The organism is Campylobacter parajejuni, assembly GCF_046764905.1.
Lineage (GTDB): Bacteria > Campylobacterota > Campylobacteria > Campylobacterales > Campylobacteraceae > Campylobacter_D.
Genome location: NZ_JBKORB010000005.1, coordinates 81,682 through 95,686, shown reverse-complemented (window position 1 = coordinate 95,686; position 14,005 = coordinate 81,682). Strand labels below are relative to the sequence as shown.

17 protein-coding genes are annotated in these 14,005 nt (G+C 34.8%); 6 read left to right on the top strand and 11 right to left on the bottom strand.

The features are described 5' to 3' along the window. Nucleotides 1–2: 2 nt before the first annotated feature. Nucleotides 3–446, bottom strand: a complete 444-nt coding sequence (locus tag ACLL8X_RS06180; protein WP_411990050.1) for a tripartite tricarboxylate transporter TctB family protein — start codon at nucleotides 444–446, stop codon at nucleotides 3–5. A 6-nt stretch (nucleotides 447–452) separates the two neighbouring features. After that, a complete protein-coding gene (locus ACLL8X_RS06175) occupies nucleotides 453–1,418 on the bottom strand; it encodes a tripartite tricarboxylate transporter substrate binding protein (protein ID WP_411990049.1) in 966 nt (321 codons plus the stop codon). 130 nt (nucleotides 1,419–1,548) lie between these two features. Between ACLL8X_RS06175 and xseA the strand changes: the two genes are divergently transcribed. Genes xseA through ACLL8X_RS06160 form a run of 3 tightly spaced genes read left to right on the top strand, consistent with a single transcriptional unit; the run spans nucleotide 1,549 to nucleotide 4,146 of the window. Beyond that, nucleotides 1,549–2,712 carry an exodeoxyribonuclease VII large subunit gene (gene xseA, locus ACLL8X_RS06170; RefSeq protein ID WP_411990048.1) on the top strand — a complete coding sequence of 388 codons (1,164 nt, stop codon included), beginning with the start codon at nucleotides 1,549–1,551 and terminating at the stop codon, nucleotides 2,710–2,712. A 10-nt stretch (nucleotides 2,713–2,722) separates the two neighbouring features. After that, entirely contained in the window at nucleotides 2,723–3,799 is a 1,077-nt protein-coding gene (gene serC / locus ACLL8X_RS06165; RefSeq protein WP_411990047.1) for a phosphoserine transaminase, read from the top strand. Beyond that, a complete protein-coding gene (locus ACLL8X_RS06160; RefSeq protein ID WP_411990046.1) occupies nucleotides 3,796–4,146 on the top strand; it encodes a RidA family protein in 351 nt (116 codons plus the stop codon). The genes serC and ACLL8X_RS06160 overlap by 4 nt, the downstream gene beginning before the upstream one ends. Here the strand turns inward: ACLL8X_RS06160 and ACLL8X_RS06155 are convergent. From ACLL8X_RS06155 to ACLL8X_RS06130, 6 genes are all read right to left on the bottom strand, one after another. Then, nucleotides 4,143–5,117, bottom strand: a complete 975-nt coding sequence (locus ACLL8X_RS06155) for a beta-ketoacyl-ACP synthase III (protein WP_411990045.1) — start codon at nucleotides 5,115–5,117, stop codon at nucleotides 4,143–4,145. The two genes, ACLL8X_RS06160 and ACLL8X_RS06155, sit on opposite strands and share 4 nt — an antisense overlap. Next, nucleotides 5,110–6,096, bottom strand: coding sequence for a phosphate acyltransferase PlsX (gene plsX / locus ACLL8X_RS06150; RefSeq protein ID WP_411990044.1), 987 nt, complete (start codon nucleotides 6,094–6,096; stop codon nucleotides 5,110–5,112). The genes ACLL8X_RS06155 and plsX overlap by 8 nt, the downstream gene beginning before the upstream one ends. Before the next feature lie 5 nt (nucleotides 6,097–6,101). Further along, nucleotides 6,102–6,248: a 50S ribosomal protein L32 gene (gene rpmF / locus ACLL8X_RS06145; protein WP_411990043.1), complete on the bottom strand. Its 147-nt coding sequence runs from the start codon at nucleotides 6,246–6,248 to the stop codon at nucleotides 6,102–6,104. 24 nt (nucleotides 6,249–6,272) lie between these two features. Then, nucleotides 6,273–6,623, bottom strand: a complete 351-nt coding sequence (locus ACLL8X_RS06140; protein ID WP_411990042.1) for a hypothetical protein — start codon at nucleotides 6,621–6,623, stop codon at nucleotides 6,273–6,275. After that, a complete protein-coding gene (gene ndk, locus ACLL8X_RS06135) occupies nucleotides 6,624–7,037 on the bottom strand; it encodes a nucleoside-diphosphate kinase (protein WP_411990041.1) in 414 nt (137 codons plus the stop codon). Nucleotides 7,038–7,138: 101 nt separating this feature from the next. Further along, nucleotides 7,139–7,423, bottom strand: a complete 285-nt coding sequence (locus ACLL8X_RS06130) for a DUF362 domain-containing protein (protein ID WP_411990040.1) — start codon at nucleotides 7,421–7,423, stop codon at nucleotides 7,139–7,141. 215 nt (nucleotides 7,424–7,638) lie between these two features. Between ACLL8X_RS06130 and ACLL8X_RS06125 the strand changes: the two genes are divergently transcribed. The 3 genes from ACLL8X_RS06125 (at nucleotide 7,639) to flhB (ending at nucleotide 9,818) form a co-directional block, all read left to right on the top strand. Continuing rightward, nucleotides 7,639–8,235, top strand: a complete 597-nt coding sequence (locus ACLL8X_RS06125) for a peroxiredoxin (protein ID WP_411990039.1) — start codon at nucleotides 7,639–7,641, stop codon at nucleotides 8,233–8,235. Nucleotides 8,236–8,392: 157 nt separating this feature from the next. Continuing rightward, a complete protein-coding gene (locus ACLL8X_RS06120) occupies nucleotides 8,393–8,557 on the top strand; it encodes a flagellar biosynthesis protein FlgG (protein ID WP_411990038.1) in 165 nt (54 codons plus the stop codon). Nucleotides 8,558–8,729: 172 nt separating this feature from the next. Continuing rightward, a complete protein-coding gene (gene flhB / locus ACLL8X_RS06115) occupies nucleotides 8,730–9,818 on the top strand; it encodes a flagellar biosynthesis protein FlhB (protein ID WP_411990037.1) in 1,089 nt (362 codons plus the stop codon). A 2-nt stretch (nucleotides 9,819–9,820) separates the two neighbouring features. Here flhB and motB read toward each other — a convergent pair whose 3' ends face one another. From motB to polA, 3 genes are read right to left on the bottom strand one after another with little or no spacing between them, the layout of a single operon-like run. Beyond that, entirely contained in the window at nucleotides 9,821–10,564 is a 744-nt protein-coding gene (gene motB, locus ACLL8X_RS06110) for a flagellar motor protein MotB (protein WP_411990036.1), read from the bottom strand. 2 nt (nucleotides 10,565–10,566) lie between these two features. Then, entirely contained in the window at nucleotides 10,567–11,343 is a 777-nt protein-coding gene (gene motA / locus ACLL8X_RS06105) for a flagellar motor stator protein MotA (RefSeq protein ID WP_411990035.1), read from the bottom strand. A 17-nt stretch (nucleotides 11,344–11,360) separates the two neighbouring features. Further along, nucleotides 11,361–14,000 (bottom strand): DNA polymerase I, encoded by a 2,640-nt coding sequence (polA, locus tag ACLL8X_RS06100; protein ID WP_411990034.1) that lies wholly within the window; start codon nucleotides 13,998–14,000, stop codon nucleotides 11,361–11,363. Nucleotides 14,001–14,005 lie beyond the last annotated feature (5 nt).

The following is a 14,005-nucleotide window of genomic DNA, read 5'->3' as shown; positions in this document are numbered from 1 at the left end:
ATTTATCCTTGTTCAAAAATCAAACCAAAAGGCAAGGTGATTTGCAAAAGATTTTCAAAAAAATAATAAAAAGCTATGCCACAAAACAAGGCAAAAAGCAGTGCTAAATAAGGCTTTGCTCCATAAAGCATAGCCATAATAAAAACAAGAAAGCCCACCGAGAGCATAAAGCCAAGATACTCAAAAACTAAGGCAAATACCAAAAGAGCGAGTATTAAAATAATAAGCTTTTTCCAAAGGGAAAAATCGCCCCATTGCACCCTAGTATTTTCCGCAAAAAAGAGTAGCAAAACACAGCACAGCATTATCAAAATAAGACTAGCTACGGGAAAAGGACGCGGTCCTAGTGGCTCGTAGCTGTATTCTGTGGTGATTTGCCAACCATTATAAAGCAAAAAGGCACTCAGCAGTAGTAAAAATACAGCAAAAATTCTCGTGCTTAACATTGAGTTTTACTTTACAAGCTTATATTCTTTGGCTAATTCTCTAAAGGTGTTGGTTTGTTCTTTAACAAAGGCATCAAGCTCTTTGCCTTTTTTGTTAAATTCAAACAAGCCTCTTAATTCTCTTTGCTCTTTAAATTCCTTGCTTTCATAAAGTTTTCCAAAGGCTTCAAGCCACCAATTATAAGCATCTTCAGGGGCATTTGGTGCCATGTAAAAGCCACGAATAGTAGGCCATACCACATCATAGCCTTGCTCTTTTGCGGTTGGGACATCTTTGGCTTTATTTTCTGTTTTCAAACGCTCATCAGCAAAGACGGCTAAAACCCTAATAGTCCCTGCTTCTAAATGTGGCAAACTCTCAGCCATACCCAAAGATACAGCTGAAATATGATTTCCTAGTAAGGAAGTAAGGGCATCCCCTCCGCCTTCAAAGGCTACATAACGCACATTAGACACATCAATACCTGCAGCCTTAGCAAGAAGAGCTGTTTGCATCCAGTCCTGCCCTCCCACAGAGCCACCTGCACCAAAACTTACAGCTTTTGGGTCCTTTTTCAAGGCTTCAAGCAAATCTTTAAGGTCTTTATAAGGAGAATCTGATCTTACTACTATGGTTCCATAATCGACACCCACAGCAGCAAGCCATTTCACATTATTTTCATCGTATTTGCCGTGCTTACCTGTGGCTATATTTAGCAAGGTGCCACTTGAAAAGGCTACTATGGCGTTGGGGTCTTTGGATTTTGAGGTATTCATAGTATTGTAAGCCGTTACACCCACTCCACCGGGCATATAAGTGGTGCGTATGGGCTTTGAAATGATGCCTGTTTGAGTGAGACTGACTTGGGCTAATTTACAAGTCAAATCAAAGCCACCTCCGGGTTTTGCAGGGGCGATACATTCAGGGCGATTTGGCTCTTTAGCCAATCCTAAAGATACGAGCATAGCTAAGGCTAGAAGTTTTAATTTCATTGTTTATCCTTTGTTTAAGTTTGCATATACAAAAAATTGTATATAATCCAAACTTAAAAAATATAAATAGCGTAAAGAAAATAAACAATTCCCCAAAACGCTGTAACGATTTTACACATTAAGGAATTTTATGACCGTAAGTGAGTTAAATCTCAAGGCAAAAGCCTTGCTTGAGAGTTATTTGGAAAATATTATTTTAAGCGGGGAGCTTTCTAAAATCACCCTACACAGCTCGGGGCATTGGTATTTTGATTTAAAAGATGAAAAAGCCAGCATAGCCTGCGCTATGTTTAAAGGAGCGAATTTAAAAGTCGGGTTTAAACCAGTAGTAGGGGATTTTTTAGAGCTTGAAGGCACTGTGAGCTTGTATGCTGAGAGTGGGCGTTATCAATTTATCGCTACAAGTATGAAAAAAGCAGGGCTTGGGGATTTAGAAACTCAGTTTTTAGCTTTAAAAGAACGCTTGGAAAAAGAAGGACTTTTTGACCCCACTCATAAAAAAAATTTGCCACGCTTTCCTAAAAAAGTAGGCATTATCACTTCAAAAACTTCCGCTGCTTTGCAAGATATGTTAAAGCTTATTAAACAAAAAGAGTATTTTTTAGCTAAAATTTATGTTTTTGATAGCTTAACTCAAGGAAATAATGCCCCTTCTTCTCTCATTCAAGCTTTAAAAAAGGCTGATAATGGAAACTTAGATGTCATTATTTTAGCTCGTGGTGGGGGCAGTAGGGAAGATTTATTTTGTTTTAATGATGAGAGCTTGGCAAGAGAAATTTTTAAGGCTAAGACCCCCATTATTTCAGCCATTGGACATGAGATTGATTATGTGATAAGCGATTTTGTGGCTGATTTTAGAGCGCCTACTCCTTCAGCTGCCATTGACACTTTATTTTATTCTAGGTTGGATATGGAGCAAAGTTTGGATTTAACCGAAGAAAAATTAATACAACTTTGGAAAAATAGAATGCAAAATTATGAAAATTTGCTTTTAAATTTAAAGCAATTTTTTAAAGCGAATTCTTTGCCAAAAATGATAGCTGAGAAAATAAAGCAAAGTTATAGTATGGAAAAACAGCTTCATAACTCCTTGTCAAATCAATTGCGTTATAGCGAGTTAAGTTTAGAAAAATTGCAAAATGCTTATTTGCAACATGAAAATTTTTTTGATAAGAGTAAAAAATTCATTTGTATCAAAAAAAAGGGTAAAATAGCAAGTTTAGAAGAACTTAAAAGTGATGATATTGTTATTTTAAGCTCTCAAACTTCTCAAAAAGAAGCAAAAATTCTATAAAGGATAATTTATGAGAAAAATCAATTTCAGTGCAGGACCATCAACTTTACCTTTGGAAATTTTAGAGCAAGCTCAAAAAGAACTTTGTGATTATCAGGGCAAAGGTTATTCTATAATGGAAATTTCTCATCGCACAAAGGTGTTTGAAGAGGTGCATTTTGGAGCGCAAGAAAAGGCTAAGAAGCTTTATGGTCTAAATGATGATTATGAAGTGTTGTTTTTACAAGGTGGGGCGAGTTTGCAATTTGCAATGATTCCTATGAATTTGGCAAGAGATGGAGTTTGCGAATACGCAAATACGGGAGTTTGGACGAAAAAAGCGATTAAAGAAGCTCAAATTTTAGGTGTCAATGTAAAAATCGTAGCCAGTAGCGAGGAAAGTAATTTTAATCATATTCCTAGAGTGGAATTTAGCGATAATGCCGATTATGCTTATATTTGCTCTAATAATACCATCTATGGAACCCAGTATAAGGAGTATCCTAAAAGCAAGGCTCCTTTGATTGTCGATGCATCGAGTGATTTTTTTTCTAGAAGAGTGGATTTTTCAAATATTGCTCTTTTTTATGGTGGGGTGCAAAAAAATGCAGGAATTTCGGGTCTTAGCTGTATTTTTATCCGTAAGGATATGCTTGGAAGGTCGCAAAATAAACAACTTCCTAGTATGTTAAATTACTTTATTCATACACAAAATCAGTCTTTATTTAACACCCCGCCCACTTTTGCGATTTATATGTTTAATCTTGAAATGGATTGGCTTTTAAATCAAGGCGGACTTGATAAAATCCATGAAAAAAATTCTCAAAAAGCTGCTATGCTTTATAAGTGCATTGATGAAAGTGAAGGTTTTTATAAGGGGCACGCAGATAAAAAGGATAGGTCTTTAATGAATGTAAGTTTTAATATTACCAAAAATACAGATTTGGAAGCTCTTTTTGTAGAAGAAGCACAAGAAGCGGGAATGCTAGGGCTTAAAGGGCATAGAATTTTAGGTGGAATTCGTGCAAGTCTTTATAATGCCATAAATTTAGAGCAGGTGCGAACGCTTTGTGAATTTATGAAAGCTTTTCAAGGAAAATACGTATGATAAAGCGTTTTGATGAGTGTGATAGAATGTCGCAGATTATTGTTTATGATAAATATTTTAAAACCGCAGGACAAGTAGCTTTTGAACCTAGTGGGGATATTCAAAAACAAACCAAAGAAGCTCTTGCAGAACTTGATACTTTGTTTGAAAAAATAGGAGTTGGTAAAGCTGAATTGATTCAAATTCAAATTTGGTTAGCCAATATGCAAGATTTTGATGCAATGAATGAAGTTTATGATGAATGGATTAAAAACTATCCTAAACCTGTTAGAGCTTGCGTGGGAAGTGCTTTGGCAGAAGGTTATTTAGTGGAAATTCAAGCTTTTGGAAGACTTAAGGAGAGTTAAAAATTCTCTCCTCCAAATTTTAAAAGAGCCGAACCCCAAGTAAAACCACCCCCAAAGGCATCGAGTAAGATTAATTTTCCTTTTTTAAGGCGACCTTCTTCATACGCGTCATTCATTGCCATAGGTATGGAAGCAGCTGAGGTATTGCCGTATTTTTCTATGGTAATAACGCATTTTTCATCGCTTAATTTTAATTTTTCTTGCACGGCTTTAATGATGCGTAAATTGGCTTGATGAGGGATGAAAAGGTCAATGTTTTGTGATGAAATTTTATTTTTAGCTAAAAGCTCTACAACATCAGAACTTAGTGTATTCACAGCGATTTTAAAGACTTCATTGCCTTTCATTTGCATGGCTAAATTTTGACAACTATGAGCCTTTTGAGAACGCTTAGTCATCAAAAGTTCTCCATAATGCCCATTACTTGCAGTATGCACATCAAGGATGTGATTTTCACTATCTAAACTCACAATAGCCGCACCTGCACCGTCTCCAAAGAGTATGCAAATACTTCTGTCGCTATAATCCATAATAGAACTCGTTTTTTCAGCCCCTATAATCAAAACATTTTTTTTTAAGCCACTTTCGACTAGGGCTTTTGCCTGTTCTAAAAGATAAATAAAACCCGAACAAGCTGCTGAAATATCAAAGGCTGTGATATTTGTAAGTCCTAAATTTGCAGCGATTTTACAAGCTGTTGAGGGCATAGTAAAATAATCAGGGCTTAAAGTAGCCACAAGAATAGCATCAATATCTTGGGGTTTTAATTTCGCTCTTTGTATAGCCTTAATAGCTGCTTTTGTGCCTAAATCACTCGTATTTTCGTTTTCACTGGCTATGCGTCTTTGTTTAATACCCGTGCGTCTAGTAATCCACTCATCGCTAGTATCGACCATTTTTTCAAGGTCGGCATTGCTTAAAATTTTTTCCGGGATATAAGAAGCTATGCTTTTAAGAGAGGCTTTAAGCATTGTATTTTCCAAGTTCGTTTTCTATAAGCTCATTAAGGTGTGATTGACTAAAATTTATGGCTTGAAAAATCGCATTTTGAATGGCTCTAGCATCGCTTTTGCCGTGGCTTATGATGACACAGCCATTAACCCCAAGCAAAGGCGCACCGCCGTATTCTTGCCAATCAATGTGCTTTTTTAATCTTTTAAAAGACGCTTTCATTAGCAAAGCACCGATTTTAGAAATAAAAGATTGTTTTACTTCCTTTTTTAGAATTTGAAAAATCGCTGTTGCCACGCCTTCACAAGCCTTTAAAATCACATTTCCATCAAAACCATCGCAGACTAAGACATCAATCTCGCCGTTAAAAATATCCCTACCTTCAGCATTGCCTATAAAATTGGGAATTTTTTTTATGAGTTGATGGCTTTCTTTGGTAAGTTCATTGCCCTTGCATTCTTCTTCGCCATTAGAAAGCAAAGCAAGGCGTGGCTTTTGAATTTGCATAATTTCTCTAGCATAAACTTCACCCATTATGGCAAATTGGAATAAATTTTCGGCTTTGCAATCTGTGTTAGCTCCCACATCTAAAAGCAAGGTTTTGCCTATAACATTTGGCATCAAAGTTGCAATAGCAGGTCTTGAAATGCCCTTAAGTCTGCCTAATCTTAAAGTGGCTAATGACATACTTGCACCACTATGACCCGCTGAAACTACGGCATCTACTTTTTTTTCTTTAAGCAAATTGATGGCTTTATATATAGTTGTTTCTTTATTTTTTAAAGCATCAGTGGCACTTTCATTCATCGAAAAAATTTCATTTGCTTCTTCGTATTGTATATAACTCTCTAATTTTTTTGGTATCAAAGGCTTTAAAATTTTAGAATTTCCCACTAAGATAGCGTTAAAAGGCTGTTTTTCTAAAGCCTTCAAAACACCTTCTATAATGGGCTTTTCTCCAAAATCACCACCCATTGCATCAATGGCAATGTTAATCATTGATTTTAATATTCCTTAGTTGTTGCATTAGCACGGTGAGGCATTTTATAGCTTCCATCTTTGTCTTTCACAGGCATAGGAAGACTAACTTTATAGTGAGTTCTGCGTTTAGCTGCACGGGTTTTACTCACTCTTCTCTTTGGTACTGCCATTTTTTCTCCTTTATAAAATTTTAACTAACTGCACTCTTTGCAGTAAAAATAATCACTCAAATAAGCTTCAAGCTCACTAATAGCAAGTTCTATTAAATCAATATGTCCATCAAAAAATTCTATGGTATTGCTTAATTCGTTTGCCTTATCTTTAAAAATACCATCACTTGCAAAAAGTTCTAAATTTTCTTTAATTTCAAGTTCTAATTCAGCCCCGCAGCTATCACAAGGCTTATAAATGAAACCCTGCATAGTGGCACTTACTTTAACAAGTTTAGGATTTATTTTTGCTAAATTTCCTTCAAAAATCATATTTTCAAGATTGAGTTTAAAAGGATATTCTTTTGCACCAATCCTAGAAAAAGCGATTTTCATTTAGCAAATTTCATTAGATTTAAAGAAAAACTCAATTTCTATTTTCGCGTTTTCTAGACTATCGCTTCCATGAACTGCATTGGCATCAATGCTCTCAGCAAAATCTGCTCTAATGGTTCCTGCTTTAGCTTCTTTAGGATTAGTTGCTCCCATTAAATCTCTATTTTTTAATACCGCACCTTCTCCTTCTAATACAGAAACAACAACAGGACCGCTAATCATAAATTCAACCAAGTCTTTAAAAAAAGGTCTTTCTCTATGAATAGCATAAAAATTTTCAGCTTGTTCTTTAGAGAGCTGAATTTTTTTCATTGCGGCAATTCTTAAACCATTGCTTTCAAAACGCTCTAAAATTTTTCCTATAACACCTTTTTTAACAGCATCAGGTTTAATTATAGATAAAGTTTTTTCCATTTTGCAATAACTCCTTATTTTAATAAAGCTTAAAATTATACTTGAATTTGTTTAAAGAAAGTTAAATTGAAGAAAAAGCTAGCGACTGCTAGCTTTCTTTATTATGCAAAAACTGGAGTATCTCCACTTCTCATATCAGCACCGATATTATCGCGACTTGGTTGTCCTGATTCTATGGCACTCCATACTATACACCCATCAGTTGGACAAGCACTGGCACAAGCTGGTTGGTCATTGTGTCCTACACACTCAACACATTTATTTGCATAAACATAGTATCTGTCCTCGCCTTCAGGATTATTAGCATCATCAACGATGGCACCCACTGGACATTCATCTATGCAAGAACCACAAGCAATACATACATCTGTAATTTTTACAGCCATTTTTTCTCCTTTGTTTAGGTTTAAAATATCAAGGTGAGATTTTAACATAAAATTCTTAAAAAAAGTAAATTTTGATAATCAAAAATTTTACTTTTTGATAATAATTATAAGTTTATTTTGAATTTTTTATTATTTTAAAATATTTAAAAAAAAATTAAAGATTTAAACGATATAATTTCGTTATCAATAAAATTTATTATTTAGGAGAAAAGTTTATGATAGTAACTAAAAAAGCTTTAGATTTTACTGCTCCAGCAGTATTAGGAAACAATGAAATCGTTGAGGATTTTAACCTTTATAAAAATATAGGTCCAAAGGGTGCGGTAGTGTTTTTTTATCCAAAAGATTTTACCTTTGTTTGTCCTTCGGAAATTATAGCCTTTGATAAAAGATACCAAGAATTTAAAAATCGCGGTATTGAAGTGATTGGAATTTCAGGTGATAATGAATTTTCACATTTTGCTTGGAAAAATACTCCAGTAAATCAAGGAGGTATCGGTCAAGTTAAATTCCCACTTGTCGCTGATTTAACTAAGCAAATTGCTAGAAATTTTGATGTGCTTTATGCAGAGGCTGTGGCACTTCGTGGTTCATTTTTACTTGATGCCGATGGAACAGTGCGTCATGCTGTGATTAATGACTTGCCATTAGGTAGAAATATCGATGAAATGCTAAGAATGGTTGATACTATGCTTTTTACTAATGAGCACGGCGAAGTTTGTCCAGCAGGTTGGAATAAAGGTGATGAAGGTATGAAAGCTAACCCTAAAGGCGTGGCGGATTATCTTGGCAAAAACGAAAGCAAACTTTAATTTTAAGCCTCTTTTTGAGGCTTTTTCTCCATTTTAATCCTTTTTCTTCGTTTCAAACTGATTTTTTATTCAAATTCGACTTAAAGTAAATTTAAGCAAATTTTTTTTAAAAAAAGGGGGTATCATATGAGCTTTTATTTTACTTTTAGGAGAATTTATGATTTATATTTTAGCGTTTTTCTTCCCTTATGTTGCCTTACTTGTTAGGGGTCTTTGGATACAAGCTATTTTTAATTTTATCCTTTGTGTGATAGGCTATTTTATGATAATGTCCTTTTTTGGAGCTTTTTTTGTTTTATTGCTTCGATTTGGGGTATTGTAGCCATTTTGCAAAATACTAACAAGAAAAATCATCAAGAGATGATTGAAGCTTTAAAAAATAAAGATTAAAATTCTTGGTCTAAACTTTTGCTTTAGACCACACTTTCTTAGATAAAATTCTACAAATTTATATTTTTTCATTATAATTTAGCTTTAAATTTTTAAGGGTAAATATGGCAGGCGAAGACCAAGAAAAAACAGAAGAACCCACGTCCAAAAAGATAGAAGACGCTAGGCAAGAAGGCAATGTTCCCAAATCCCAAGATGCAGCGGCTATCGTAACCTTAATTGTTGGAGTAACTATAACTTTATTTATGATGGGTTTTATGGGCGAAAGGATTGTGAATTTATACAGGTATTATCAAAGTTTTATTGGAGTTGAGTTTGATTTGCGTATTATTCAAGCTATTATGATTAAAAGTATTTTTGAAGTTTTAATCATTCTTGCACCCATAGTTTTAAGCATTATGGTTGCGGGTGTTTTAGGTAATGTTATGCAGTTTGGCTTTATTTTTACGACTAAACCCATTACGCCCAATTTAGGCAAAATCAATCCCTTAAAAGGTCTAAAAAATCTCTTTTCCTTAAAAAAACTTGTTGAGAGTCTAAAAATTATTTTAAAAGTAGGTGTTGTTTTTGCCATAGCTTTTATAGTTTTGCTTCAATTTATGCAAGAACTTCCTAAAGTTGAGCTTTATACTATGTTCGCCCAGCTTATTTGGCTTAGGGATAAGGCTATTATTTTAGCTGCTATTGTGATAGTGGCTTTTTTGGTTATTGCGGTTTTGGATGTTTTTTTGGTGCGTTTTCAGTATTTTAAGGGTTTGCGTATGAGCAAACAAGAGATAAAGGATGAATATAAGCAAATGGAAGGAGACCCACAGGTTAAGGCTAGAATTCGCAGAGTGCAAATGGAAGCAGCAAGACGCCGTATGGTGCAAGATGTTGCAGGAGCGGATGTGGTGATTACAAATCCTACGCATTATGCTGTGGCTATTCGTTATGATACCAGCAAAGAACAAGCTCCTAGGGTTGTTGCTAAAGGGGTGGATTTTCTCGCCCTTCGCATAAAGCAAGTTGCTTATGAAAATAATGTTGTAGTTTATGAAAATCCACCTTTAGCAAGAGAGCTTTACAAGGTTTGTGAAGTAAATGACCTTATTCCTAGAGAAATGTTTAAGGCGGTAGCTGAAGTCTTAGGCTTTGTTTATAATACAAACAACAAAAGCCGCCTAGCAGGTCAAGTAAAAAAAGGAAACTAGCTTTAAGGCGTTTGGTTTCCCATTTGATTTATGAAATCAAGCACGGATTTTTGTGTGCTTGTATCTTCACTATCGACCTTAAAATAAATTTCTACTCTGTTATTTTCTAAGGCTTGTGGATTGGCATTGATAGGCTCATTAAGTCCATAGCTTTTAAGGCTGATATTTTTTAAATTTGCCCCGCCTTCTATGAAATATTTTAGAACATTTTCGGCTCTGTGATAAGCCAACTCATAGCTTCTTAAGGCTGAATCGCTATTATCAGTGTAGCCTCTGATTTCTATTTTTGCTTGAGGGGGCAAATAGCTTGTCAGCTCTGCCATGCGTTTAAGATAATCTTGAATATCAGCTGAAGTAATTTCAGCACTTCCTCTTTCAAATTCAACTTTAGATGGTAAATTGAGTGCGACTTGATTATCGCTTTGGTCAAGTGCTGCTTGAAGGCGTCTTATGGTTTCTTGCTGAGTCATTGTCATTTGCTTTAAGGATTTAAGCTCATCGCTTTCTTCTCTTGCTGCACCCTTGTGTTTTTCTTGGGTTTGGCTTTCTTCTTGCACGGTCTGTGAAGCAGTGTATTCAAAAATTTTAATAAATTCGGTTTTTAAAGCCTCTACCTTAGCAGGATTGCTCTTAGAAATAGCCCAAAGGGCGATGAAAAGTGCCAAAAGCAAACTAAGAAAGTCTGCATAAGGCACCGCCCATTTTTCACCTGCTGGACATTCGGGACATTTATGTTTTTTAGCCATTTTTAACCCTTGTCAAATTGTGAAATTCTAGCGTCATCGTGCCCTAAGAAATTAAAAAGTTTTGCTTCTAAATCCCTAGGATTTGCTCCTTCTGCAATCCCTTTTATAGCTTCTGTGATGACAATTTGCTCTTTGACCAAATCCATACCATTGGCTTTCATTTTTCTACCCCAAGGTGCAAAGAGTGCGTAAGCTCCAAAAATCCCTGTAACCGTAGCAGTAAAAGCACCCGAAATCCCTGCCGCCATAGCCTGTGGATTATCAAGCAATTTAAGAGCCAAAATAAGACCAAAAACCGCTCCTACAAGTCCCATAGTAGGGCAGGTTTCTCCAAACACTATCCAATATTCAGCACATTCTTTATAATGCTCTTCTAGTTGTTCGGTCTGAATTTCCATACTTTCGTGAATTTCTTCAAAGCTTTTGCCATCGACTAGCATCATCATAGCATTTTTTAGGAATTCATTTTCAATTTCGTTGGTTTTGGATTCAAGGGCTAAAAGTCCATCTCTACGAGCAATAATAGCAAATTCTATTAGCTCGGCTATACGCTGGGGTAAATTCACACCTGAGCCTTTAAAAACAACTTTAAGTTCTTTATAGGCAGCTTTGACGATTTTTTTATGCGTTCCTGTCATCGCACAAAAGGCTGCCGTTGGCATCACTATGAGAAAGGATGAAAGGTGTATAACATGCAAGGGATTTCCCCCTTCTAAAATATCCCCCACAGAGATACTAGTAACTGCCAACACCATTCCTAGTATGGTTGAAAGGTCCATTGAATTTTACTCCTTGATTATTTTAAAGCTCCCCAATTTTTAGCAATACTTGAGCTTGTTTTTAATTTTACTTTTAATTCTACTATATTTTCCATAATATCACTAGCTTTTTTCACAAAATTTTCGCATAATTCATCTTTTACTTCGAAAATCAATTCATCGTGAATTTGCAAAATAAGCTTCTTGTCTTCGTTTAATTCCTTGTTGATTTCTAGCATTGCAAGTTTGATAACATCGGCTGCTGAGCCTTGTAAGATAGAATTTATACTTTCTCTTTCATACATAGCCATTTGCATAGGTTTAGCATTTTCAAAGTCAAAATAACGCTTACGACCGCTTAGAGTGGCAATAAAGCCATTTTGTTTAGCTTCGTTCTTAACTTTTTCAAAATATTTTTTAATACTTGTGAAATTTTGAAAATATTTTTCTATATAGGACTTAGCTAAAGAGGCTTCTATTTTTAAATTTTGACTTAAAGTTTTATAGCCCATACCATAAATTAGCCCGAAATTAATGCTTTTTGCAATACTTCTGGTTTCGTAATTGCTTTGATTAAAAATCATAATAGCCGTTCTTGCATGTATATCTTCATCATTTGCAAAGGCATTTAAAAGCTTCTCATCTTCGCTAAAGTGTGCAAGCATTCTAAGCTCGATTTGAGAATAATCAAGACTGATAAAACTAAATCCTTCTTCAGCCACAAAGCAGGATTTATAATCCTTTGCGTATTGTCCGTGTGCGGGGATATTTTGTAAATTAGGCTCTTTAGATGAAAGCCGTCCTGTGGCTGTGCCTGTTTGTAAAAAGCTTGAATAAATGCGTGAATTTTTATCTTTTAAAGCAAATTTTAATAAAGGCTCACAGTAAGTTGAGTAAAGTTTCGCAAGTTCTCTATAAGCTAAAATTTTAGCAATAACAGGGTGTTTGTCTAAGAGTTCGTTTAAAACCTTTTCATCGGTGGAATATCCTGTTTTGCCTTTTTTTCCGCTTGGAAGTTTGAGTTTTTCAAAAAGTATATCGCCTACTTGTTTGGGCGAATTTAAATTAAACCTATCTTCACAAAGCGTGTAAATTTCTTCACTTAAATGCTTGATTTCTTTTTCAAATTTTTTCATAAGATTTTCAAGAGCATTTGTATCGAGCTTGATACCATTTTTTTCCATCATCATAGTGATTTTAATAAAATCAAATTCGCAAGTTTGAGCTAATTTTAGCAAAGGAGTTTCGAGATTTTTTAAAAAATAAAGATAAAATCTTAAAGTGATATAAGCATCCTCTGCTGCGTATTTACAAGCTTTTTCAAGCTCTACGCTTGCAAAATTTTCTCCTTTTTTGACAAGACTTTGGAAGTGTAAGGTTTCGTAAGAAAAAAGTCTTAAGGCTAAATCGTCCATATTCACACGCAAACTAGGATTGTAAAGCCACGCTAAAATCATAGTATCGGCAAATTTTTGAGGTGGCTTTAGGGCGAAATTCTGCTCTATGATTTTAAAATCATATTTAAGATTATGTCCTATGACAAAGTGCTTAAAAATAAGTTCTATGGCTTTTTTGGCACTTTGTAAGGCAATTTGTTTATCAACTCCAAGATAATTATGGGTTAAAGGCACATAAAAGGCTTCATTTTCACTCATACAAAAACTAAAACCGACTATTTTTGCTTCTTTTGCATCCACTCCTGTGGTCTCTGTATCAAAGGCTATAATGCTTTCTTTATCAAGGGTATTTAAAATTTCAAAAAGCTTGTTTTCATCTTGTATCAAAGTGGCTTTAAAGCCTAAATTTTTATCTTTATTATCAGGATTTTGACGCAATTTTTTAAGCAAGACATTAAGCTCATAATGTTCTAAAATTTCAAGAACCTTCAAAAGCGGTTCTTCTTCTGGGTAACTTGCTTTTTCTATCAGGTTTTGCACTTCTAAATTTTCATACAAAGAAGCAAGTTTTTTGCTTAAAAAGGCATTTTCTTTACCTTCTAAGAGCAGGGTGCGATTTCTTTCATTGCGAATTAGTATTAAGTTTTCATAAATTCCTTCTAGGCTACCAAATTCATCAAGTAGAGTTTTAGCCCCTTTAGCTCCTATGCCTTTGACACCGGGGATATTATCAGAACTATCTCCACAAAGAGCCAAAAAATCTCTCATTTGACAAGGTTTTACCCCGTATTTTTCCAAACAAGCTGCCTCGTTGTAGTCATTTTTGGAAATAGGACTATAAATGCTTGTTTTTCCATCTTTGATAAGTTGATAAAGGTCCTTATCTTGCGTGATGATACGCACAAAAATATCTTTATCTTCGCAAGTTTTTACAAAAGAAGCGATGATGTCATCAGCCTCGTAACCTTCTTTTGAAACGCTTATAAAACCCATTTTTTCTATCATAGTTATGCAAATGGGAATTTGCTCTAAAAGCTCAGGGGGTGGTGGAGTGCGGTTTTGTTTGTAGTTTGGGTCAATTTCGCTACGAAAAGTTTTTCCCTTAGAATCCAGTGCAAAAATAATATAATCGCTTTTATATTCGTTTTTTAAACTATAAATAAAATTAGCAAAACCGCTAACCATTCCACTGGCTTGTCCTTTTGAATTTTTAAAGCCTTTTAAGGCATAATAAAGCCTGAAAAAAAATCCAAAAGTATCGATAATAGTTAAAGTTTTCATCCCAC